Below are 23,270 nucleotides of genomic sequence, written 5' to 3'. Positions count from 1 at the left end.
AAGATCATCGAGAAGGAGCGCAACGTCATACCGGGCGGCTTTGCGCTGTTGCCGACCATGGGTGGCCAGACCGCACTGAACTGCGCGCTGTCGCTGCGCCGCCAGGGCACCCTCGACAAGTTCGACGTCGAGATGATCGGCGCGACCGCCGATGCGATCGACAAGGCCGAGGACCGCCAACTGTTCCGCGAGGCGATGACCAAGATCGGGCTGGAGACGCCGAAATCGCGGCTCGCCAACGCCTCGGCGCTGAAGAAGACCTACCGCGACAAATACCTCGCCGAGCGGGAGAAGCTTTCCGGCGCCGCGCTGGAAGAACTCGAACGGCAGTGGACGCTCGGCGAGAATGACCGCCGCAAGCGCTATCAGGAGCATGCCTTCGGCGAGGCGCTGATGGCGCTGTCCGAGATCGGCCTGCCCGCGATCATCCGCCCCTCTTTCACGATGGGCGGCACCGGCGGCGGCATCGCCTACAACAAGGAAGAATTCCTCGACATCATCGAGCGCGGGCTCGACGCCTCGCCGACCAACGAGGTGCTGATCGAGGAAAGTGTGCTCGGCTGGAAAGAGTACGAGATGGAGGTGGTGCGCGACAAGAAGGACAATTGCATCATCATCTGCTCGATCGAGAACCTCGATCCGATGGGCGTGCATACCGGCGATTCCATCACCATCGCGCCGGCGCTGACCTTGACCGACAAGGAATACCAGGTGATGCGCGACGCCTCGCTGGCGGTGCTGCGCGAGATCGGCGTCGAGACCGGCGGCTCCAACGTCCAGTTCGGCATCAACCCGGTCGACGGCCGCATGGTCGTGATCGAGATGAACCCGCGCGTGTCGCGCTCGTCGGCGCTGGCGTCGAAGGCCACCGGCTTCCCGATCGCCAAGGTCGCAGCCAAGCTCGCGGTCGGCTACACGCTCGATGAGATCGCCAACGACATCACCGGCGGCGCCACGCCGGCCTCGTTCGAGCCGACGATCGATTACGTCGTCACCAAGATTCCGCGCTTTGCGTTCGAGAAATTCCCCGGCGCCTCCTCCACCCTGACGACGTCGATGAAGTCGGTCGGCGAAGTGATGGCGATCGGCCGCACCTTCCAGGAGAGCTTGCAGAAGGCGCTGCGCGGGCTCGAGACCGGGCTGACCGGGCTCGACGAGATCGACATCGAAGGGCTTGGCCGCGGCGACGACAAGAACGCGATCCGCGCCGCCCTCGGCACACCGACGCCGAACCGCATCCTACAGGTCGCCCAGGCGATGCGGCTCGGCTGGACCGACGAGGAGATCTTCAACTCCTGCAAGATCGATCCCTGGTTCCTCGCCGAGATGCGCGCCATCGTCGAGATGGAGGACAAGGTCCGCAGCAACGGCCTGCCGCCGAACGCGTTCGGCATGCGGACGCTGAAGGCGATGGGCTTCTCCGACGCGCGGCTTGCCGTGCTGACCGAAACCACCGAGGCCGACGTCACCGCCAAGCGCCACGCGCTCGGGGTGCGCCCGGTGTTCAAGCGCATCGACACCTGCGCGGCCGAGTTCGCTTCGCCGACCGCCTACATGTATTCGACCTATGAGCGGCCGTTCGCCGGCGAGCCCGCCGACGAGAGCGCGCCGTCCGACCGCAAGAAGGTGATCATCCTCGGCGGCGGACCGAACCGCATCGGCCAGGGCATCGAGTTCGACTATTGCTGCTGCCACGCCTGCTTCGCGCTCGAGGACGCCGGCTACGAGACCATCATGGTCAACTGCAACCCGGAGACGGTGTCGACCGACTACGACACCGCCAACCGGCTGTATTTCGAGCCGCTCACCGCCGAGGACGTGCTCGAGATCGTCGCGACCGAGCGCAAGAACGGCACGCTGCACGGCGTGATCGTGCAGTTCGGCGGCCAGACCCCGCTGAAGCTTGCCCGCGCGCTGGAAGCCGCCGAAGTGCCGATCCTCGGCACCTCGCCCGACGCGATCGACCTCGCCGAGGACCGCGACCGCTTCAAGCGCGTGCTCGACAAGCTGCGCCTCAAGCAGCCGAAGAACGGCATCGCCTATTCGGTCGAGCAGGCCCGCCTGGTCGCCGCCGATCTCGATTTGCCGCTGGTGGTGCGTCCGTCCTACGTGCTCGGCGGCCGCGCGATGCAGATCATCCGCGAGGAGAACCAGCTCAACGATTATCTGCTGGGCACGCTGCCCGAGCTCGTGCCCGCCGACGTCAAGGCGCGCTACCCGAACGACAAGACCGGGCAGATCAACACCGTGCTCGGCAAGAACCCGCTGCTGTTCGACCGCTATCTGTCCGATGCCACCGAGGTCGACGTCGACTGCCTCTCCGACGGCAAGGACACCTTCGTCGTCGGCATCATGGAGCACATCGAGGAAGCCGGCATCCACTCCGGCGATTCCGCCTGCTCGCTGCCGCCGCATTCGCTCGACGCCAAGACCATCGAGGAGCTGGAGCGGCAGACCCGCGAGCTCGCGCTCGGTCTCGACGTGGTCGGCCTGATGAACGTGCAATACGCCATCAAGGACGGCGAGATCTACGTGCTCGAGGTCAACCCGCGCGCGTCCCGCACGGTGCCGTTCGTCGCCAAGGTGATCGGCACCCCGGTCGCCAAGATCGCGGCACGGATCATGGCCGGCGAGAAGCTCGCCGACTTCAAGCTGAAGAAGAAGAAGCTCGACCATGTCGGCGTGAAGGAATCCGTGTTCCCGTTCGCGCGCTTCCCCGGCGTCGACACCGTGCTCGGCCCGGAGATGCGTTCGACCGGCGAAGTGATGGGCCTCGACCGCTCCTTCGAGGTCGCGTTCGCGAAGAGCCAGCTCGGCGGCGGCACGCGCGTGCCGCGCCAGGGCACCGTGTTCGTCTCGGTGCGTGGCGACGACAAGATGCGCATCGCCGATGCGGTGCGTCTGCTGCATTCGCTCGGCTTCAAGGTGATGGCGACCTCGGGCACCCAGCGCTATCTCAGCGACAACGGCGTGCCGACGGAAAAGGTGAACAAGGTGCTCGAAGGGCGCCCGCACATCGTCGACGCCATCACCAATGGCGACGTCCAGCTGGTGTTCAATACCACCGAAGGTCCGCAGGCGCTGGCCGACAGCCGTTCGCTGCGGCGGGCTGCCCTCTTGCATAAAGTGCCGTATTACACCACTCTTTCAGGTGCGGTGGCGGCCGCGCGGGGGATCCGGGCCTATCGGGACGGGGACCTTGAGGTCCGCACGCTTCAGAGTTACTTTTCCGAAAGCTGACCGCTGCCCGGGCTGAAGGCCCGAGACGGTCAATTAGCCGAATGGCTGGAACTCACCGCGCGATTGGATGTTGTCACGGCCCTTAGCGGGGCCGAATATCACTGGGCTTCCGGGCGCGCTTGCGTCCTGATTCCTGCGTTAGCTGAACTGGATGTTCGTGGGCACCGCCGGGTGTGCACGATGAAGGACGAAGATGATGGATAAGGTTCCGATGACTGCGGGCGGCTACGCTGCGCTGACGGACGAGCTCAAGAGGCGCCAGTCGGAGGATCGTCCGCGCATCATCGAACATATCGCGGAGGCGCGCTCGCACGGCGATCTCTCGGAGAACGCCGAGTATCACGCCGCCAAGGAAGAGCAGTCGCACAACGAGGGCCGCATCGCGGAGCTCGAGGACAAGCTCGCGCGCGCCGACATCATCGACATCTCGAAACTGTCCGGCGACACCATCAAGTTCGGCGCGACGGTGACGCTGGTCGACGAGGACACCGAGAAGAAGGCGGTGTGGCAGCTCGTCGGCGAGGTCGAGGCCGACGCCAAGAAAGGCCGCATCTCCATCACCTCGCCGCTCGCGCGCGCGCTGATCGGCAAGAAGAAGGGCGCCACCGTGGAAGTGATGGCGCCGGGCGGCGCCAAGGCCTACGAGATCACCAAGGTCGAGTGGCGATAGTTACTTCGATGTGACTGGTGCAGAAAAGCCGCGCTCAGCACGCGGCTTTTTTCATGTCCGCGTTTTACCCCTTGTTTGACAGACATGTGAGTAGAGAGCCGCTGCGCGCCATACTAGTGAGGCCGTGACATGTTTATGCAGTATAATCATGTCGGGGGACTGCGGCTCGGGTGATGATTGCGTCGCAACACGCATTGCGGCGCGTCACCGTTTCACTGAGCTCCCTCTCGCAACTGCAATCGAGCGAGGAATGATTCCAGATGCAAGGTGTTGACATCACACTCTGGTGGCGAACACCGTGTGGGTTCTGCATCGTGCAATGTTCCAGCGTGTCAAACAGGGGGTAAATGACAATGGACCAGATGTTCTCCAAATGGCAGCCGACCGTGCTGAGCCTGTTCCGGTTCATCACCGGACTGCTGCTGTTTCAGTACGGCGTCGCCAAGATCTTCAAGTTTCCCGTGGTCGCCTACTTCGCCAACATCCCGCCATTGATCCAGGCTGCGGGCTGGCTCGAGCTCGTGCTCGGCGCGCTGTTGATGATCGGCCTGTTCTCGCGGCTGGTCGCGTTCATCCTGTCGGGCGAGATGGCGTTCGCGTATTTCCTCGGCCACATGTTCAAGAACCCGGCCGAGCCGGTGTTGCTGCCGCTGCTCAACAACGGCACCGCGGCGATCCTGTTCTGCTTCGCCTGCCTCTACCTCGCGACCTCGGGACCGGGCCCGATCAGCGTCGACGCTGCGATGGGCAAGAAGTAACGAACCAAGAAGTGGCGAACATCGTCATTGCAAGCCAACGGGTCGCGTGAATGCGCGCCCGATGACAGGCTCCGCGAAGCAATCCATCTGTCCGAATATGCGGAGCGATGGATTGCTTTCGCCTTCGCCAAGGCTACGGCGGACAAGCCGTCGCTTCGCTCCTCGCAATGACGGTGCGTTGCACGACGCGCCTCAGCCCGCCGCCTTCACGCCGAGCGGCACCGCGGCTTCATATTTGGAATTGTGCAGCACCAGCGAGGTCCTGACGTTTCGCACATGCGGCGCCGCGGTCAGGTGGGTGACGAAATCCTGGAACGTCGCCATGTCGGGGGCGACGCATTTGAGGATGAAATCGACTTCGCCCGACAGCATCCAGCATTCGCGCACCAGCGGTTCGCCGCGCACGAAATTCTCGAAGGCGCGGAGATCGGCATCGGCCTGGCTCGACAGATGCACCGAGGCGAACACCGTGACGTCGTAGCCGAGGCGGCGCGGATCGAGCAGGCCGCGGTATCCCTGGATGTAGCCTTCCTCTTCCAGCGCCCGGACCCGGCGCAGGCAGGGCGGCGGCGAGATACCGACCCGTTTGGCGAGTTCCACATTGGTGATTCGGCCATCGGCCTGGATCTCGGCGAGGATTTTGAGGTCGATCTCGTCAAGGTTCTTCGACACGCGACTACAGTTCCCTAGGCGTTTGAAAAGTCTCGGCTGGACAGCCGGTAACTCTCATAGCGCAGCCAGCCGGCAATGCGCAATTTTATTGCGCGTGCAGCGCATGATTTCGCGAATGTGACTTCAGTTCCGGGGAAAAATCGCTGCCATGGATTGCAATTCTTGCATAGCTACCCAGATATCCTAGACTTGGATTTGACACTTTTGGCGCCGCCGTGACCTGCTTCCGGGGCGCTTCCCGCACAAGTCCTTGATCAAAATCCCCAAAAGAGAGGGATCTGAAAATGCCCGCGCCTACCCATGCCAAGGTCGTCATCATCGGTTCCGGCCCCGCCGGCTACACCGCAGCGATCTACGCGGCGCGCGCGATGCTCGAACCGATCCTGATCCAGGGCATTCAGCCGGGCGGGCAGCTCACCATCACCACCGACGTCGAGAACTATCCGGGCTTCGCCGATGTGATCCAGGGCCCCTGGCTGATGGAGCAGATGGAGAAGCAGGCGGCGCATGTCGGCACCAAGATCGTCACTGATCTCGTCACCAGGCTCGAGCTCGGCCAGCGGCCGTTCCGCCTGACCTGCGATTCCGGCGACGTCTATCTCGCCGAGACCGTCATTCTCGCCACCGGCGCCCAGGCGCGCTGGCTCGGGCTGCCTTCGGAAGAGAAATTCCAGGGCGGCGGCGTGTCGGCCTGCGCGACCTGCGACGGCTTCTTCTACCGCGGCAAGGAAGTCGTGGTGGTCGGCGGCGGCAACACTGCGGTCGAGGAAGCGCTGTACCTCACCAATCACGCCTCCCAGGTCACCATCGTGCATCGCCGCGATCATTTCCGCGCCGAGCGCATCCTGCAGGAGCGGCTGTTCAAGCATCCCAAGATCAAGGTGGTGTGGGATTCCGCGATCGACGAGATCTGCGGCTCGGAGAGCCCGAACAAGGTCACCCATGTGCGGCTGAAGAACGTCAAGACCGGCGCACTGACCGACCTCAAGACCGACGGTGTCTTCATCGCGATCGGCCATGCGCCGGCGACGGAGCTCGTCAAAGGCCAGATCAAGCTGAAACCGTCGGGCTATGTCGAGGTCGCGCCGAACTCCACCGCGACCTCGGTGCCCGGCCTGTTCGCCGCCGGCGACGTGGCGGACGAAACTTTCCGGCAGGCGGTCACCGCCGCCGGCCTCGGCTGCATGGCAGCGCTCGAGGCGGAACGCTTCCTGGCTCTTCGCGCGAGCGATCGCGCAGCGGCGGAATAATCATGGCACGATCTCGCGACGGATTTACGGACATGGATTGGGACAAGCTGAAGGTCTTTCACGCGGCGGCGGAAGCAGGCAGCTTCACGCATGCCGGCGAGCAGCTTGGCCTGTCGCAATCTGCGGTCTCCCGCCAGGTCAGCGCGCTGGAGCAGGAGCTCTCGGTGTCGCTGTTTCACCGCCACGCCCGCGGCCTGATCCTGACCGAACAGGGTGACCTCTTGTTCCGCACCGCGCATGACGTCTTCATGCAGTTGCAGGCGGCGCGCGCCAAGCTCACCGACAGCCGCGAGCGGCCAAGCGGCGACCTCAAGATCACGACGCCGCCGGCGCTCGGCATCAACTGGCTGATCCCGCGGCTCGACGAGTTCGTTGCGCTCTATCCCGACATCCGGATCTCGCTGATCGTCACCGACGAGGATCTCGACCTGTCGATGCGCGAGGCCGACGTGGCGATCCGCACCCGCAAGCCGACCCAGCCCGATCTGATCCAGCGCAAGCTGTTCTCGATCGGCTTCCACGCCTATTGCTCACCGGAATACATCAAGCGCTTCGGCACGCCGCGCACGCTGGATGATCTCGACTCGCATCGCATCATCATGCTCGGCGACGCCCAGGTGCCACCGCATCTGCAGAACCGTAGCTGGTTGATCGATGCCGGCCGCAACGGCTCCGGTCCGCGCGAGCCTTACTTCAAGGTCAACAACATCCTGGGCCTGGTGCGCGCCTGCCAGCAAGGCCTCGGCATCGCCGCGCTGCCGGACTATCTGGTCGAACAGAACAACCTCGTGCAGTTGTTCGGCGAGTCCGACTCGATCGCGCTCGACACCTATTTCGTCTATCCGGAGGAGCTGAAGACAGTGGCCCGGGTGCAGGTGTTCCGCGACTTCGTGGTCAGCAAGGCGCAGCGTTGGCCGTCCTGATTAAGCGGCCCTTATGGGGCCGGGTTATAGGCGTCCCGCGCTGCCCCAACAGGCCCCTGAATCTCCGCATGTCTGACATGCGACGTGGAGTGTTGCTGCATGGCGTCGATGGGGATCATAGTGCTTACACGCTGAGCGTTCGCGTCGCGCATATGTCCCCCTCCTCCAGTGGCGCGGAAGTTCAGTAATCCCTCTTGGAAGGTGATTGTGTCGGCCTCACGTGGCCAATACCTTAAGCCGGGCTCTCTTGGGCCCGGCTTTTTTTCATCCGCATGTCATGCTCGAACGTGCCGCACGCCCCGGTCAGCATGCGCATTGACAACAACCTCGCAGCGCAGCATGATTGTCGGATGATCACGTCTTCGTGCGCCGCCCTGTCGTCGAAAAAAGCTCCCCTCCCGGGGACACGAGATCGCGCGCGATAAGATCACCTTCGCATTCAGACCGATCCCGAAACCCCGCCGCCTGGACGGGGTTTTTTGTTGGTCCCGTCTCCGGCTGTCTTCCCAAGGAGATGGAACATGACTGACCTACACCACCAATTGCAGGGCCTCTGGCTGCCGCTGATCACGCCGTTCCGCGACGGCGAGCTCGACGTCAGCTCGCTGCGCCGCCTCGTTCGGCACTATGCCGGCGGCCCCGTCGACGGGTTCATCCTCGGCGCAACCTCCGGTGAGGGCATGGCGCTGAGCAGGGATGAGCTGGAGGGGCTGGTGAGCGTCGTGCTCGCCGAGCTCAGTGCCAGCTCCCGCCATCTGCCGGTGTGCCTGGGGCTCTCCGGCGCCTCGACCGCGGGGATGAAGGAGGCGCTGGACGACACCGCCGACTGGCCGATCAACGGCTATCTGATCGCAAGCCCCTACTATACGAGACCCTCGCAGCGCGGCCTCGTGCGGCACTTCAACGCACTTGCCGATCACGCGGCGTGGCCGATCGTGCTCTACAACATTCCCTATCGCACCGCCGTGAACCTCACCAATGAGACGCTGCTGGCGCTCGCGGATCATCCGAACATCGCCGGCATGAAGGACTGCTGCGCCGATCGGGCGCAGTCGATCGACTTGCTCAACCGGCGGCCGGAAGGCTTCCGCGTGCTGACCGGCGAGGACGCGCAGACATTCGACGCGCTGTCCGACGGCGCCGACGGCGCGATCCTGCTGTCCGCGCATCTGCAAACCGAGACCTTCGCCGCGATCCGCACGCTACTGAGACAGGGCCAGCGCGACGCCGCGCTGGCCGCCTGGCAGAGCGTGGTCGGACTGACCCGGCTGCTGTTCGCCGAACCGAGCCCCGCGCCGGCCAAGCACTGGCTGTGGCGACAGGGCCTGATCGACAGCCCCGAGGTGCGGCTGCCGATGGTCGAGGTGAGCGAGGATCTCGCGAGCTGGCTCGACGCCGAGAGGGAGCGCCGCGCGCAAGTCGCGTTGCAGCCGGCGTGATGGGTCTTCTCCCTCTCCCCGTTCTCCTGTCCGCCGAAGCCCGCCTTCGGGCGAAGGCGGATGCGGGGAGAAGGTTGGGGTGAGGGGCTGCCTCCGCGCGCTGAGTGACAGTTGAACTCGTGGAGACTCCCCCTCAGCCGGAACGCATCTGACGATGCGTTCGGACCTCTCCCCGCACGCGGGGCGAGGTAAGAAAGTCAATCCAGCTTCACCCTGGTGAGCCGTAGCGCGTTGCCGATCACGCTAACCGAGGACAGCGCCATCGCGGCGGCGCCGACCATCGGCGACAGCAGGATGCCGAACAGCGGATACAGCACGCCCGCCGCGATCGGCACGCCGGCGGCGTTGTAGACGAAGGCGAACGCCAGGTTCTGGCGGATGTTGCGCATGGTCGCGACCGACAGGCGCCGCGCGCGGACCAGGCCCATCAGGTCACCGGTGAGCAGCGTGATGCCTGCGCTCTCGATCGCGACGTCGGTGCCGCCGCCCATCGCGATGCCGACATCGGCGGCGGCGAGCGCCGGCGCATCGTTGACGCCGTCGCCGGCCATCGCGACGGTGCGGCCCTCGCCGCGCAGCCGCTGCACGACCTCGCTCTTGCGCTCCGGCAGCACGCCGGCCTCAACCTCGTCGATACGAAGCGTCTTCGCCACCGCGCGCGCGGTGGTCTCGTTGTCGCCGGTCAGCATCACGATGCGCAGGCCTTCGGCACGCAACGCCTGCAACGCATTCGCCGCCGACGGCTTGACCGGATCGGCGATCGCGATCACGCCCGCGACACGGCCATCGACCGCGACATAGATCGCGGTTGCGCCGTCGCGGCGTGCAGCTTCGGCCGCCTGGTCCAGCGCGGCCGTCGCGATCTTCAGTTCGGCCATCAGCACCGCATTGCCGAGCGCAATTTGCCTGCCCTCGACCGTGCCGGTCGCCCCCTTGCCGGAGGGCGAGGTAAAATTGCTGACGGCGAAAGCCGCGACCCCGCGCTCCGCAGCGGCCGCGATGATCGCCCGCGCCAGCGGATGCTCGCTGCCCTGCTCGACGCTGGCGGCGAGACGCAGCAGGTCGTTGTCCTCGATGCCTTCGGCGGAGATGATGCGTACGACCTTCGGCTTGCCCTCCGTGAGTGTGCCGGTCTTGTCGATGACAAGCGTGTCGATCGCTTCCATCCGCTCCAGCGCCTGCGCGTCGCGGATCAGGATGCCGGAATGTGCGCCACGGCCGACGCCGACCATGATCGACATCGGCGTCGCCAGTCCCAGCGCGCAGGGGCAGGCGATGATCAGCACCGTGACGGCTGCAACCAGCGCAAAGCTCAGCCGCGGCTCGGGGCCGAACACCGTCCACGCGATGAAGGCCAGCACGGCGGCTGCGATCACCGCCGGCACGAACCAGCCGGCAACGCGGTCGGCGAGCCGCTGGATCGGCGCGCGCGACCGCTGAGCCTTCGCCACCATGTCGACGATGCGCGACAGCATGGTGTCGCGGCCGATCTTCTCGGCGCGCATCACGAGACCGCCGCTCTGGTTGACGGTGCCGCCGATCACATTCTGGCCTTCCGCCTTCGTGACCGGCATCGATTCACCCGTCACCATGGATTCGTCGATGACGGCGCTACCCTCGATGACGACGCCGTCGACCGGCACCTTCTCACCAGGGCGCACGCGCAGGCGATCGCCGACCTTGATCGCGTCGATGTCGATGTCCTCGTCGCCCTGGTCGGTGACGCGGCGCGCGGTCTTGGGCGCGAGGCCGAGCAGCGCCCGGATCGCACCCGAGGTCTGCGCGCGGGCGCGCAGCTCCAGCACCTGGCCGAGCAGCACCAGCACCGTAATCACGGCCGCCGCCTCGAAATACACCGCGACCGCGCCATGCATGTCGCGGAACGCCGGCGGGAACAGCTGCGGTGCCAGCGTCGCGATCACGCTGTAGAGATAGGCGACGCCGGTGCCGATCGCGATCAGCGTGAACATGTTGAGATTGCGCGTGACCAGCGATTGCCAGCCACGCACGAAGAACGGCGCGCCGGCCCACAGCACCACCGGCGTCGCCAGCACGAACGAGATCCAGTTCGAGGTGGATTGCGGCACCAGGTGCATCAGCCCGAGATGGCTGCCCATCTCGAGCACGAACACCGGCAAGGTGAGCACCAGCGCGATCCAGAACCGTCTGGTCATGTCGATCAGTTCGGGATCGGGACCGTCGTCGAGCGAGACCTGCTCGGGCTCCAGCGCCATGCCGCAGATCGGGCAAGAGCCGGGACCGACCTGGCGCACCTCGGGGTGCATCGGGCAGGTGTAGATCGTGCCGGCAGGCGCCGGCGGCTCCGCCTCGCGCGGCTTGAGGAATTTCTCCGGCTCGGCCTCGAAGCGTTCGCGGCAGCGGCCGCTGCAAAACAGGTACTCTTCGTCCTTGTACGTGAAGCGATGCTTGGCGGTGGCACGATTGACCTTCATGCCGCAGACCGGATCGATTGCGAACGCCGCCTCGGCGGGCGTCGTGTCGTGATCATGCTTGCCGCCGCAGCAGGAATGCGCGGCCGCGCCATGATGGTGTTGATCTTCGTGCGAATGGTCGTGCGTTGCCTGTGCCACGAAACTCTTCCCGGCCGTATCCCGGCCTCTTGATTTACATACCCTAGGGGGGTATATGCGTCGTATGAGAGACGAGGTCAAGACATCCTGTTTAAAACGGCTCAAACGGATCGAGGGTCAGATCCGCGGGTTGGCTACCATGGTCGAGGAAGATCGTTACTGCATCGACGTGGTGACGCAGATCGCGGCCGCGCGCGCAGCGCTACGCCGCGTCGAGGAAGAGGTGCTGCGCGATCATGTGGCGCATTGCGTGGAGCATGCGATCTCGTCCGGCGACAAGGCCGACCAGCGGCGCAAGATCACCGAGCTGATGGACGTGATCGGGCGCGCGGATCGCTGAGCGCGGTTTGGCCGTGCCTTGTCCGCATACTCGATGACGTCCCGGCGAAGGCCGGGACCCATAACCACAGGACGTGGTCGTTTGCGTGAGCTAGGGCCCCAGCATGCTTGATAACCACTCCCTGTGGTTATGGGTCACGCTTCGCTTGCCCGGGACGACGTGGGAGAGAGCGGCGCTTAATTCACTGCCGCCTTGAGCGCCGCTAAGAATCACCGATCAGGTATTGAACCGGAAATGCATCACGTCGCCGTCGGCGACGACGTAGTCCTTGCCTTCGAGCCGCAGCTTGCCGGCGTCGCGCGCACCGGCTTCGCCGTTGCCGGCGATGTAGTCGGCATAGGCGATGGTCTCGGCGCGGATGAAGCCCTTCTCGAAATCGGTATGGATCACGCCGGCGGCGGCGGGTGCCTTGGTGCCGCGGTCGATGGTCCAGGCGCGGGCTTCCTTCGGGCCGACGGTGAAATAGGTGATGAGGTCGAGCAGCTGGTAGCCGGCGCGGATCAGGCGATCGAGCCCGGCCTCTTCGAGGCCCAGCGTCTCCAGGAAGTCGACACGCTCTTCGCGCGACAGCGTCGCGATCTCGGATTCGATCTTGGCCGAGATCACGACCGCGACCGCGCCCTCCGCCTTCGCACGCTCGAACACCGCCTTGGAGAAATTGTTGCCGTCCTTGGCCGAACCTTCCTCGACGTTGCAGACATAGAGCACGGGCTTCGAGGTCAGGAGGCCGAGCATGCGGAACGCCCGCTCCTCCTCCGGCTTGCGTTCCATACCGCGGGCCGGCTTGCCGTCGCGCAGCAGCACCAGCGCGCGATTGACCAGCTCGAGCTGCTCCTTGGCCTCCTTGTCGTTGCCCTTGGCCTTTTTCGACAGATTGTCGACGCGCTTCTCCAGGCTGTCGAGGTCGGAGAGCATCAGCTCGGTCTCGATGGTCTCGATGTCGGCGAGCGGCGCGATCTTGCCTTCGACATGGGTGATGTCGGAATCCTCGAAGCAGCGCACCACGTGGGCGATGGCGTCGACTTCGCGGATGTTGGCGAGGAACTGGTTGCCGAGGCCTTCGCCCTGCGAGGCGCCGCGCACCAGGCCGGCGATATCGACGAAGGTCAGCCGGGTCGGGATGATCTGCGCGGATTTCGCGATCGCCGACAGCTTCTCCAGCCGCGGATCGGGCACCGCCACCTCGCCGACATTCGGCTCGATGGTGCAGAACGGATAGTTCGCCGCCTGGGCGGCCGCCGTCTCGGTCAGCGCATTGAACAACGTCGACTTGCCGACGTTAGGTAGCCCGACGATCCCGCATTTGAATCCCATGTCTTCCTCTGTCCAGCTTGGTCGCGTCCGGCTCGCGCCGGGCACGACCACACGGGGATCAGGCCGGCTTGTCGCCGCCGTTCTCACCCTTGTCGAAAAATCCCTTGGCCTGCATCGTCAGATGCACCTTGTTGGCGAACGAGGCGTCCTGCCCCGCGGCCAGCAATCCGGCATTGTCGGCGACGGCTTGGCACAAGGCCTCCACCCACGCCCGGTCGCTCTTGGCGAAGTCCGACAGCACGTGGCTGTGCACGAGTTCCTTGACGCCGGGATGACCGATCCCGAGCCGCACCCGCCGGTACTCGTTGCCGATATGCGCGGAGATCGAGCGCAGCCCGTTATGGCCGGCGATCCCGCCGCCGATCTTGACCCGCACCTTGGCCGGCGGCAGTTCGAGCTCGTCCTGGAATACGGTGATGTCGGCGGGGGCGAGCTTGAAGAAGTTCGCCGCTTCCTGCACCGCGCGCCCGGACTCGTTCATGTAGGTGGTCGGCTTCAGCAGCACGACCTTCTCACGATCGACCACGCCCTCGGAGGTCTCGCCCTGAAAGCGACGGCGCCATGGTGCGAAACCATGACGCCGTGCAATCTCATCGACTGCCAGGAAACCGATATTGTGCCGGTTGCTGGCGTATTTCGCACCGGGATTACCAAGACCAACAAAAAGGCGCATGGCACGGCATCCCGCATCGGCGCGCCGTCGGATGACCGCGCGCCGACCTGATCGGTTACTTCTTCTTGTCGCCACCGCCGGCGGGAGCCTTGGCACCCGCGGCCGGAGCCGCAGCACCCGCAGCCGGAGCGGCAGCGGCCGGAGCCGCAGCACCCGCGGCCGGAGCAGCGCCACCAGCAGCCGCCGCAGCCGCGGCCTTCTGCTCTTCGGCGTAGCCGGACGGCGGCACGATGGTGACCAGGGTTGCGTCCTCGCGGGTCAGCGACTTCACGCCCTTGGGCAGCTTGACGTCGGTGAGATGCAGCGAGTGGCTGATCTCGAGGCTGCCGACATCGGCTTCGATGTATTGCGGAATGTTGTCGACCGCGCACTCCAGTTCGAGCGCGTGGGTGACGATGTTCACGGTGCCACCGCGCTTGATGCCCGGGGCGGCTTCCGCGTTCACGACGTGCAGCGGCACGCTGACGCGGATGGTCGCGCCTTCGCCGAGCCGCATGAAGTCGACATGGAGCGGGAAGTCCTTGACCGGGTCGAGGTGGTAGTCGCGCGGAATCACGCGGTGCTTCTTGCCCTCGATATCGATATCGAACAGCGTGGTCAGGAACCGGCCCGCCAGGATTCGCTGGCGCAGTTCACGATCGTCGACCGAGATGGTGACGGGGGGCTGGTTGTCTCCGTAGATCACTCCGGGAACTCTCCCGGCGCGACGCTCTGCCCGGGCGGCCCCCTTGCCGCTCTTCGGACGCGCGGTCGCCTTCAATTCCTTGACGGTCGCCATAGCGTTAAGTCCTTGTATTTAAAAAGTTAAAGGCCGCAGCGCGGCCCATGCTCAAGTCCACAGCAAGCCTCCAGGGGTGCGGGGGCCGCGGACGTGGCGGGCTTTTAGCCCCAAAGGGCCGAAATGACAAGGAAATGAAGGGATTTTTCTTGCGCGCCGCGAGACGCGAGGCCGTGGCCGGATAGAGCGATTTGCCTAGCCGGCACCACCGAGCTTGGCTTCCAGCGCCGCGATCCGGGCCTTCAGCGCCTCGTTCTCCTCGCGCGCCAGGCGGGCCATGTCCTTGACCGCGTCGAACTCCTCGCGCTTGACCACGTCGAGGTCGCGCAGGATGCGTTCGGCCTGGTTGCGCATGACCGTGTCGACCTCGCGCTTGACGCCCTGGGCGGCGCCGGCGGCATCGTTCATCAGACGGCCGATCTCATCGAAAAACCGGTTGCTGGTCTGGGTCATCTGGCAAAACTCTCCGCGTTCACTGAATCGCGATAAGACAATGGCGATCCCCGCCATCGGGTTCAAGTCCGCCGCGAATGGCAGATCTCGCGGGAGCTTGCCTTGTCATGCTCCGGTTTCCTTGCAATCGTATGAACTCACAACAGAAATCGCACATCACAACGCGAGCAGAAACGTCATGATCGAGCACACCGTCGAGATCCCGACCAAGGACGGCAAGACCACCACCTTCATCACCCATCCCGAGCGCGGCGGCCCCTTCCCGGTCGTCATCTTCTACATGGATGCGCCGGCGATCCGCGAGGAGCTGCGCGACATGGCGCGGCGGCTCGGCACCTCGGGCTATTACGTGATGCTGCCCAATATGTATTACCGCGCCGGCGTGATGGAGCTCGGCCCGATCAATCCGGATCCGGAATCGCCGGAGCGCAAGCGCATGTTCGAGCTGATGCACTCGCTCAACATTCCGCTGGTCATGGAAGACACCAAGGGCCTGCTCGCCTACGCCGAGACGCAGAAGGCCGCCAATACCAGGATCATCGGCACCGTCGGCTATTGCATGAGCGGCCGCTACGCGGTGAACGCCGCCACGCATTTCGGCGATCGGGTCAAGGCTGCCGCCTCGATCTACGGCACGCATCTGGCAACCGACCAGCCCGACAGCCCGCATCTCGCCGCGCAGAAGGCCAAGGCCGAGCTGTATTTCGCCTGCGCCGAGACCGACATCTACGCGCCGGCCGAGATCATCGAGCAGGTCAAGGCGGGCATGAAGGGCTCGAACAACGAGGTCGAGATCTATCCCGGCACGCATCACGGCTTCGCCTTCCCCAAGCGCCCGGTCTACGACCGCGACGCCGCCGAACGGCACTGGGAGCGGCTGCTCGCGCTCTACCGCCGCAACCTGGTCTGAGGCCGCAAAAGCCGGGATGGCCGACAGCCCGCGAATTCGAGATTATCGAAGCTCCGATGCTGACGAGGTGAACCGGCTCGCGGTCGCCGCCTTCGACCAATTCCGCGATGTCTTCGACGACTGGCCGGCGATGCGCGCCGGCCTGTCGCGAACCTCCGAGCTGAGTTCCGGCGGCGAGATCATCGTCGCCGATCTCGGCCACCGGCTTGCCGGCGCGGTCGGCTATTTCGGGCCCGGCGTCAAAAAGGCCGCATTCTTCGACCAGTCATGGCCGGTCATTCGCATGCTGGTTGTTGATCCCATCGACAGGGGCAAGGGACTCGGGCATGCGTTGACGTCGGAATGCCTCGCCAGAGCGCGGCGCGACCGGTGCCAGGCCATCGCGCTTCACACGAGCCCCATCATGACGGTCGCCTTGCCGATGTATCTGAAGATGGGCTTCAGCAAGGTCCATGACGCTCCGCCAATTCATGGCGTGCCCTACGCCATCTACACGAAAGCGCTCTGATCAAGATGCCGTTCCTGCTGATCGATTTTCCGGTGTTCAACCCCGTCGCGCTGTCGCTCGGCCCGATCGTGATCCGCTGGTATGCGCTGGCCTATATCGTCGGCATCGTGCTGGGCTGGCTCTATGCCCGCTCGCTGATCAAGAAGGAACGGCTGTGGGGCGGCCCAGCACCGATCACGCTGCCGCAGCTCGACGATTTCATCCTCTGGGTCACGATCGGCATCATCGTCGGTGGCCGCACCGGCTATGTGCTGTTCTACAATCTGCCGTTCTTCATCGCGCACCCCTCCGAGATCCTCGAATTGTGGAAGGGCGGCATGTCGTTCCACGGCGGCTTCCTCGGCTGCGTCGCCGCGGTGATGCTGTTTGCCCGCCGCAACAACATCCCGATCCTGTCGCTCGGCGACATCACCACCGCGGTCGCGCCGATCGGCCTGTTCCTCGGCCGCATCGCCAATTTCATCAACAGCGAATTGTGGGGCCGCCACGCTGATCCGAGCCTGCCCTGGGCCATGATCTTCCCCAATGGCGGCCCGCTGCCGCGCCATCCGAGCCAGCTCTATGAGGCCGGCCTCGAGGGCATCGTACTGTTTACCGCGCTGGCGATCATGATCCGGCTCGGGGCACTGAAGCGGCCCGGCCTGATCCTCGGCAGCTTCATCACGATCTATGGCATCGCCCGGATCATCGGCGAGCACTTCAGGGAGCCCGATCCGCAGCTCGGCTTCCTGTGGGGCGGATTAACCATGGGGATGCTGCTGTCCGTGCCAATGATTATTGTCGGCGCTATCATCATCACCGCCGCTCTCCGCCGCAAGGCGAGCGGGCCGGCGCCGGGCTCGAATACAACAAGTTCAACGTAGCGCACGTACAATCCAAGGAACGCCGTGAGCGACCCCTCCCCGCTGCTGGATGAGATCAGGAAGCTGATCAAGCTGTCCGGGCCGATGCCGGTCTGGCGCTACATGGAATTATGCCTGATGCATCCGCGCTACGGCTATTACCTGTCGCGCGATCCGCTGGGCCGCGAGGGCGATTTCACCACCTCGCCCGAGGTCAGCCAGATGTTCGGCGAGTTGCTCGGCCTGTGGAGCGCCTCGATCTGGCGCGCGATCGGCTCGCCGGAGACGCTCCGCTTGATCGAGCTCGGCCCCGGCCGCGGCACCATGATGTCGGACGCGCTGCGTGCGCTGCGCGTGCTGCCGCCGCTCTACCAGTCGCTCAGCATTCACATGGTCGAGGTCAATCCGGTGCTGCGCGAGAAGCAGCGCGCGACGCTGACGGGGGTGCGCAACGTCACCTGGCACGACAGCATCGACGATGTGCCCGAGGGACCGGCGGTGATCCTCGCCAACGAATATTTCGACGTGCTGCCGGTGCACCAGATGGTCCGGCGCGAGACCGGCTGGCACGAGCGCACGGTCGGAATGGATGTCAATGGCAGCCTGTATTTCGCGCCTGCTGCCGAGCCGACGCCGCATTTCGAGGTGCTGCTGCCGCCGCTGGTGCGCGCCGCCCCGCTCGGCGCGGTGTTCGAGTGGCGGCCCGACAACGAGATCATGAAGCTGGCGACGCGGGTGCGCGACCAGGACGGCGCCGCGCTGATCATCGATTACGGCCATCTGCGCAGCGACGCCGGCGACACCTTCCAGGCGATCGCGCGCCACAGCTTCGCCGACCCCTTGAAGAACCCGGGGCAGGCCGACGTGACTGCGCATGTCGATTTCCAGGCGTTGGCGCAGGCTGCCGAGGATGTCGGCGCACATGTGCACGGGCCGGCAACCCAGGGCGATTTCCTCAAGCGTCTCGGCGTCGAGGCGCGGGCCGCCGGACTGATGGCCAAGGCGACGCCGGAGGTCTCCGCCGACGTCGCCAGCGCGCTGAAGCGCCTCACCGATTCCGGGCGCGGCGGGATGGGCTCGATGTTCAAGGTCATGGCCATCTCCGACCCGCGCCTCACCTCGATCGCAGGTCTCAGCGATCAGCCTGACGAGGCCGAACAATGACATTGGGATCACCGCTGCTGTCGGCCATTCCGGGCCTGCGCCACGCCTTCTTCTCGCGCGAGGGCGGCGTCTCCGAAGGCATCTATGCCGGCCTCAATGGCGGGCTCGGCTCGCACGACGATCCGGCCAAGGTCGCGGAGAACCGGCGGCGGATGGCGGCGCAACTCGGCGTGCCGTCCGACCATCTGATCAGCGTGCATCAGGTTCATTCGCCCGATGTCGTGGCCGTGAGCGGCCCGTGGAACGGCGCTGCGCGCCCGAAGGCCGATGCCCTCGTCACGCGCACCGAGGGCCTTGCGATCTCGGTCACGACGGCCGATTGCGGCCCGATCCTGTTCGTCGATCCCCATGCGCGGGTGATCGGCGCCGCGCATGCCGGCTGGAAGGGCGCGCTGACCGGCGTGCTGGAATCGACCATCGATGCGATGGAGAAGCTCGGTGCCGAGCGCGGCGGCATCGTCGCCGCGATCGGGCCGTTGATCCGCAAGGAATCCTACGAGGTCGGCAACGAATTCGTGACGCGCTTCATCGAGGCCGATGCCGAGAACGGCATGTTCTTCATGCCCGCCGAGCGCGACGGTCATGCGATGTTCGATCTCGCCGGTTTCATCCGCATGCGGCTGGAGAACGCCGGCGTGCTGATGATCGACGACCTCGGCATCGACACCTATTCCGACGAACGCTGCTTCAGCTATCGCCGCTCCGTGCACCGCAAGGAAGCCGATTACGGCCGCCACGTCCACGCCATCGCGCTGGAAGGCTGACGCCGGGCAGTCTCGCCATTTTTGTGCGACAAGCGGCTTGACTCTCCACCTGCTGGAGACCGGACAAGCGGCGCATGACACAACGCACCTACAGCATCGGCGAGGCGGCACGGCTCAGCGGAATGAGTGTCCGCAAGCTCCGCTTCTATTCGGATCAGGGCTTGCTGCCGCCGGCCGGCCGCACCGCGAGCGGCTATCGCGTCTTCACCGACGACGAACTGGTTCGCCTCGACCTGATCCGATGCCTGCGCGACGCGGGGCTCGGTCTCGACGCCATCCGTGAGGTCCTGACCAAGGAACTCTCGCTCGTCGAAGCACTGAAGCTCCGCCTCGAGACGCTGGAAGCGGAGATCGCGGCGCAGCGCCGCGTCGCCTCGGCCCTGCGGGCTGCGTTGCGTTCACCGCAACTCACCGAAGCAGATTTGAGGAGATTCCTGACCATGACGCAGCTGTCCCGCGCTGAGCGCCGCAACGTCGTCGAACGCTTTTTCGAGAAAGTGTCCGACGGCATCAATATCGACCGCGACTGGGTGCGGCAGATGATCGAGACGACGGTGCCCGAATTGCCCGATGAGCCGACGCCCGAGCAATGCGATGCATGGATCGAACTGTCCGCGATCCTCAACGATCCGTCCTTTGTCGCCAACATGCGCGCCAATGCCAGCGACGTCTGGGATCGCGACGTGCTCGATCCCTCCGCCTGGCAAAAGGCCAGCGAGCCGATGCTGACGCGGGCGAAACAGGCGATCGCCGATGGCCTCGAACCGGGTTCGGACACCGGCAAGGCGCTGGCCCATGAGTGGATGGAGACGTCGGCCCGGTTGCTGGGGCGACAGCCGGACCTCGCGTTCCGCAACTGGCTTCGCAGCAAATATGCGCTGCATGACGCACGCGCGGCCCGTTATTGGGAGTTGGTCGCCATCATGCGCGGCCAGCCGCCCTGCGGCAGTCCCAACCGGGAATGGACCTGGATCACCGAGGCCATGCAGCATCATCTGGCCGACTGAGCCGGGTGCATCGGCGAGGAATTCGGTCCTCCCCAGCGCCACAGCCCCGCCGGATCGGTTAAGGGCTGTGGCCGTCCTGCCCTAGACGTTAAGCCGTTTTAACGATATCGCAGGACGCAATGAGGGAAGCGTCAAACCACCAGTTTCAAACTGGGACAGTCGTGCGTGCCACGCTCGCAGTCACGTGGCTGGCGATCGCGAGCGCGCTCGGCGGCTGTGCGGCCGGCGGCAATGTGGCTGACTCCTATGCCATGGCCACCCCGGCGAGCAGCGGCGCGACCGTTGCGTTCGAATCGATCGACGGCCCGCCGCCGCAAGTGTTCGACCGCATGGTCGGCGTGCTCGACAGCGAATCCAAGCTGCGCAGCCTGTCGATCGTGTCGCGCGAGGGCACTGCCGCCTATCGCGTGCGCAGCTATTTGTCGGCACAGGTGGTACGCGGCCGCACCATGATCGCGTGGGTCTGGGACGTCTACGACAGCAACCAGCAACGCGCGCTCCGCCTCTCGGGCGAAGAGCCCGCCGGCAAGGCCGGCCGCGACGCCTGGGGCGCCGCCGACGATCTGGTGCTGCGCAGGATCGCCCAGGCCGGCCTCAGCGGCCTCTCCAGCATGATCAATGGCGGCCCGGCAGACGGCCCGGCCCCGGCACCGGAGCTCCGTGGGCCGACGGTGGCCAGCGCCCCGGCCCCCGCCGCGCCCGAGACCGTGGCGCTCGGCTATTCCGCCAATTGAAGCGTTTTCGAGCGAATTGGATACCGGTTCGCGTGAGGAAAACGCGTCACGACAAGAACCTGGGGCCCCGATCCGTTTCCACCGGAACGGGGCTCTGAGCCCCGTTATCTCCCGGGGAAGCGTGCTTTTTGCCCAGGAAAACGGCGGCGAAACCGGGCTAATGGGTTGCCAGCGGATGCGCCTGCCTGATATTCCCTCGCGCACCGAAAACCCGCCGGTTCTGTAAGGACTTGAGATGCTGAACGTCGTATCCAGCAAGGCGCGGGGGGAAGCATCGATGTCGGCAAAGAACGGATCAATCAAGCTCGTCGCCGGCAACTCCAATCCTGCGCTGGCGCAGGACATCGCCAAGGGCCTTGGCATCGAACTGACCAAGGCCGTGGTCCGGCGTTTCGCCGACATGGAGATCTTCGTCGAGATCCAGGAGAACGTCCGCGGCTCGGACATGTTCATCCTGCAATCGACGTCGTTTCCGGCCAACGACAATTTGATGGAATTGCTGATCATCACCGACGCGCTGCGCCGCTCCTCGGCGCGCCGCATCACGGCGGTGATCCCCTATTTCGGCTACGCCAGGCAGGATCGCCGCTCCGGCTCGCGCACGCCGATCTCGGCCAAGCTGGTCGCCAACCTGATCGCCCATGCCGGCGTCGACCGCGTCATGACGCTCGACCTGCATGCCGGCCAGATCCAGGGCTTCTTCGATATCCCGACCGACAATCTGTTCGCGGCTCCCCTGATGGTGCGCGACATCCGTGAACGGTTCGACCTCGCCAAGGTGATGGTGGTGTCGCCCGACGTCGGCGGCGTGGCCCGTGCGCGCGGACTTGCCAAGCGCATCAACACCCCGCTCGCGATCGTCGACAAGCGCCGCGAGCGTCCGGGTGAGTCCGAGGTGATGAACGTGATCGGCGACGTCGCCGGTTACAATTGCATCCTGGTCGACGACATCGTCGACTCCGGCGGCACGCTGGTGAACGCCGCCGAGGCGCTGATCGCGCACGGCGCCAAGGAGGTCTCGGCCTACATCACCCACGGCGTGCTGTCCGGCGGCGCCGCCGCGCGCATCGCCTCGTCGCGGCTGAAGGAGCTGGTCATCACCGACTCGATCCTGCCGACGGAAGCCGTCAACAAGGCCCCGAACATCCGCACCATCTCGATCGCCGGCCTGATCGCCGAAGCGATCGGCCGTACCGCGGCGGAAGAGTCGGTCTCCAGCCTGTTCGATTGAGACATTGCTGTCGTCCCGGCGAAAGCCGGGACCCATAACCACAGGATCGCGTTGCTGAAGCGAGCTGTGGCCCCAGCGTTGCGCAACAATTGGCAGTCGTGGTTATGGGTCCCGGCTCGAGGCCGGGACGACACCGAGCTTGTGGATGCGGCGTCGCTAAAACCCCGGCCGCGGCACGTGGCTCATCAGTGTTCGCGCGTAGCCGCCATCGACGATGATCTCCTCGCCATTGACGTAGGACGACCTGTCGCTCGCCAGGAACAGGGTGGCGTCCGCCATGTCCTGCGGCGCGCCGATCCGGCGCATCGGCACCACGGCGGTGCGCCGCTCGGTGACCCCGGGCGTATCGTAGAATGCCTGGCTCATCGGCGTGACGACGAGGCCGGGGCTGACCACATTGCTGCGGATGCCGTGCGGTCCCCACTCGGCGGCGAGCTGCTGCGACAGCATCACGACCGCGGCCTTGCTGACGCTGTAGGCGCCGCTCTGCCCCTGCGCGTTGCTGGCGGCGATCGAGGCGACGTGGATCAGGCTGCCGCGTCCAGCCTTGCGCATCTGGCGGCCGAACGCCTGCGCGCAGATGAAGTAGCCGGTGAGGTTCACCGCCAGCACCGCGTTCCACTCCGCGAGCGGCAGCGTATCGAGCCCGCCGGGCCGCAGCACTGCGGCGGTGTTGACGAGGATGTCGCAAGCACCGAGCGTGCGCACGACGGCGTCAGCGGCATCAGCGACATTATCTTCGCTCGTCGTGTCGCAGCTTGCGACGAGATGACCGTCGCCGAACGCGCGAAGCTGGGCCTTGGTCTCCGCCAGCCCACGCTCGTCGCGATCGAGCGCGGCGACCTTGGCGCCGGCGCGCGCGAAGCTGATGGCGGTGGCGCGGCCGATGCCACCGCCCCCGCCGGTGACGACGGCAACGCGACCCGACAGGCCGAGCCAGTCGGAGGAATGTTGTTCGGTCATGGGCGCCTCCCGCGCGTTCTGATTATGCCGGCAGCATAACCGAACA

The 23,270-nt window shown here is 65.4% G+C and carries 22 protein-coding genes; 15 read left to right on the top strand and 7 right to left on the bottom strand.

Translation table 11 applies throughout. The annotated features are described in order from the left end of the window. From carB to B2W55_RS32205, 3 genes are all read left to right on the top strand, one after another. Positions 1–3,240, top strand: a 3,240-nt coding sequence (gene carB / locus B2W55_RS32215) for a carbamoyl-phosphate synthase large subunit (protein ID WP_291532734.1), incomplete at its 5' end; no start/stop codon positions are given. 196 nt (positions 3,241–3,436) lie between these two features. Beyond that, on the top strand, positions 3,437–3,910 hold the full coding sequence (greA, locus tag B2W55_RS32210; protein ID WP_100555215.1) for a transcription elongation factor GreA: 474 nt from the start codon (positions 3,437–3,439) through the stop codon (positions 3,908–3,910). A gap of 353 nt (positions 3,911–4,263) precedes the next feature. Next, entirely contained in the window at positions 4,264–4,668 is a 405-nt protein-coding gene (locus B2W55_RS32205) for a DoxX family protein (RefSeq protein WP_024581066.1), read from the top strand. Positions 4,669–4,860: 192 nt separating this feature from the next. Here the strand turns inward: B2W55_RS32205 and B2W55_RS32200 are convergent, their stop codons facing one another. Further along, positions 4,861–5,340 (bottom strand): Lrp/AsnC family transcriptional regulator, encoded by a 480-nt coding sequence (locus B2W55_RS32200; RefSeq protein WP_024581067.1) that lies wholly within the window; start codon positions 5,338–5,340, stop codon positions 4,861–4,863. A 284-nt stretch (positions 5,341–5,624) separates the two neighbouring features. Here B2W55_RS32200 and trxB point away from each other — a divergent pair, with 284 nt between their 5' ends. The 3 genes from trxB (at position 5,625) to B2W55_RS32185 (ending at position 8,952) form a co-directional block, all read left to right on the top strand. Then, a complete protein-coding gene (gene trxB / locus B2W55_RS32195) occupies positions 5,625–6,590 on the top strand; it encodes a thioredoxin-disulfide reductase (protein ID WP_024581068.1) in 966 nt (321 codons plus the stop codon). Positions 6,591–6,592: 2 nt separating this feature from the next. Next, positions 6,593–7,513, top strand: a complete 921-nt coding sequence (locus B2W55_RS32190) for a LysR family transcriptional regulator (RefSeq protein ID WP_024581069.1) — start codon at positions 6,593–6,595, stop codon at positions 7,511–7,513. Between the two features lie 521 nt (positions 7,514–8,034). Beyond that, complete coding sequence (locus tag B2W55_RS32185; protein WP_024581070.1) at positions 8,035–8,952, top strand: 4-hydroxy-tetrahydrodipicolinate synthase family protein; 918 nt, start codon at positions 8,035–8,037, stop codon at positions 8,950–8,952. Positions 8,953–9,149: 197 nt separating this feature from the next. Here the strand turns inward: B2W55_RS32185 and B2W55_RS32180 are convergent, their stop codons facing one another. After that, positions 9,150–11,543, bottom strand: a complete 2,394-nt coding sequence (locus B2W55_RS32180; protein ID WP_024581071.1) for a heavy metal translocating P-type ATPase — start codon at positions 11,541–11,543, stop codon at positions 9,150–9,152. Positions 11,544–11,607: 64 nt separating this feature from the next. Between B2W55_RS32180 and B2W55_RS32175 the strand changes: the two genes are divergently transcribed. Continuing rightward, positions 11,608–11,883, top strand: a complete 276-nt coding sequence (locus tag B2W55_RS32175) for a metal-sensitive transcriptional regulator (protein ID WP_024581072.1) — start codon at positions 11,608–11,610, stop codon at positions 11,881–11,883. Between the two features lie 216 nt (positions 11,884–12,099). Here the strand turns inward: B2W55_RS32175 and ychF are convergent, their stop codons facing one another. The 4 genes from ychF to B2W55_RS32155 all read right to left on the bottom strand — a co-directional run bounded on the left by ychF (position 12,100) and on the right by B2W55_RS32155 (position 15,101). Continuing rightward, positions 12,100–13,197 carry a redox-regulated ATPase YchF gene (gene ychF, locus B2W55_RS32170; protein WP_024581073.1) on the bottom strand — a complete coding sequence of 366 codons (1,098 nt, stop codon included), beginning with the start codon at positions 13,195–13,197 and terminating at the stop codon, positions 12,100–12,102. 58 nt (positions 13,198–13,255) lie between these two features. Next, on the bottom strand, positions 13,256–13,870 hold the full coding sequence (pth, locus tag B2W55_RS32165; RefSeq protein WP_024581074.1) for an aminoacyl-tRNA hydrolase: 615 nt from the start codon (positions 13,868–13,870) through the stop codon (positions 13,256–13,258). Positions 13,871–13,925: 55 nt separating this feature from the next. Continuing rightward, positions 13,926–14,648, bottom strand: coding sequence for a 50S ribosomal protein L25/general stress protein Ctc (locus B2W55_RS32160; RefSeq protein WP_024581075.1), 723 nt, complete (start codon positions 14,646–14,648; stop codon positions 13,926–13,928). Positions 14,649–14,843: 195 nt separating this feature from the next. Continuing rightward, complete coding sequence (locus B2W55_RS32155) at positions 14,844–15,101, bottom strand: accessory factor UbiK family protein (RefSeq protein WP_024581076.1); 258 nt, start codon at positions 15,099–15,101, stop codon at positions 14,844–14,846. A gap of 178 nt (positions 15,102–15,279) precedes the next feature. Between B2W55_RS32155 and B2W55_RS32150 the strand changes: the two genes are divergently transcribed. From B2W55_RS32150 to B2W55_RS32115, 8 genes are all read left to right on the top strand, one after another. Next, positions 15,280–16,011, top strand: coding sequence for a dienelactone hydrolase family protein (locus tag B2W55_RS32150; RefSeq protein ID WP_024581077.1), 732 nt, complete (start codon positions 15,280–15,282; stop codon positions 16,009–16,011). A gap of 130 nt (positions 16,012–16,141) precedes the next feature. Continuing rightward, positions 16,142–16,519: a GNAT family N-acetyltransferase gene (locus tag B2W55_RS32145; RefSeq protein WP_291532733.1), complete on the top strand. Its 378-nt coding sequence runs from the start codon at positions 16,142–16,144 to the stop codon at positions 16,517–16,519. Positions 16,520–16,524: 5 nt separating this feature from the next. Beyond that, entirely contained in the window at positions 16,525–17,382 is an 858-nt protein-coding gene (gene lgt / locus B2W55_RS32140; RefSeq protein WP_024581079.1) for a prolipoprotein diacylglyceryl transferase, read from the top strand. Between the two features lie 84 nt (positions 17,383–17,466). Continuing rightward, a complete protein-coding gene (locus B2W55_RS32135; protein WP_043855269.1) occupies positions 17,467–18,525 on the top strand; it encodes a class I SAM-dependent methyltransferase in 1,059 nt (352 codons plus the stop codon). After that, complete coding sequence (pgeF, locus tag B2W55_RS32130; RefSeq protein ID WP_024581081.1) at positions 18,522–19,289, top strand: peptidoglycan editing factor PgeF; 768 nt, start codon at positions 18,522–18,524, stop codon at positions 19,287–19,289. The genes B2W55_RS32135 and pgeF overlap by 4 nt, the downstream gene beginning before the upstream one ends. Before the next feature lie 74 nt (positions 19,290–19,363). Continuing rightward, complete coding sequence (locus B2W55_RS32125; RefSeq protein WP_024581082.1) at positions 19,364–20,296, top strand: MerR family transcriptional regulator; 933 nt, start codon at positions 19,364–19,366, stop codon at positions 20,294–20,296. Between the two features lie 119 nt (positions 20,297–20,415). Next, complete coding sequence (locus B2W55_RS32120; RefSeq protein ID WP_024581083.1) at positions 20,416–21,030, top strand: hypothetical protein; 615 nt, start codon at positions 20,416–20,418, stop codon at positions 21,028–21,030. A 277-nt stretch (positions 21,031–21,307) separates the two neighbouring features. After that, entirely contained in the window at positions 21,308–22,261 is a 954-nt protein-coding gene (locus B2W55_RS32115) for a ribose-phosphate pyrophosphokinase (protein ID WP_024581084.1), read from the top strand. A gap of 156 nt (positions 22,262–22,417) precedes the next feature. Here the strand turns inward: B2W55_RS32115 and B2W55_RS32110 are convergent, their stop codons facing one another. Continuing rightward, on the bottom strand, positions 22,418–23,224 hold the full coding sequence (locus B2W55_RS32110; protein WP_024581085.1) for an SDR family NAD(P)-dependent oxidoreductase: 807 nt from the start codon (positions 23,222–23,224) through the stop codon (positions 22,418–22,420). Positions 23,225–23,270: the final 46 nt, after the last annotated feature.

The organism is Bradyrhizobium sp. UBA2491, assembly GCF_002341725.1.
GTDB lineage: Bacteria > Pseudomonadota > Alphaproteobacteria > Rhizobiales > Xanthobacteraceae > Bradyrhizobium.
The sequence above is the reverse complement of the archived record's forward strand: the minus strand, read 5'-3'. Positions and strand labels throughout refer to the sequence as shown.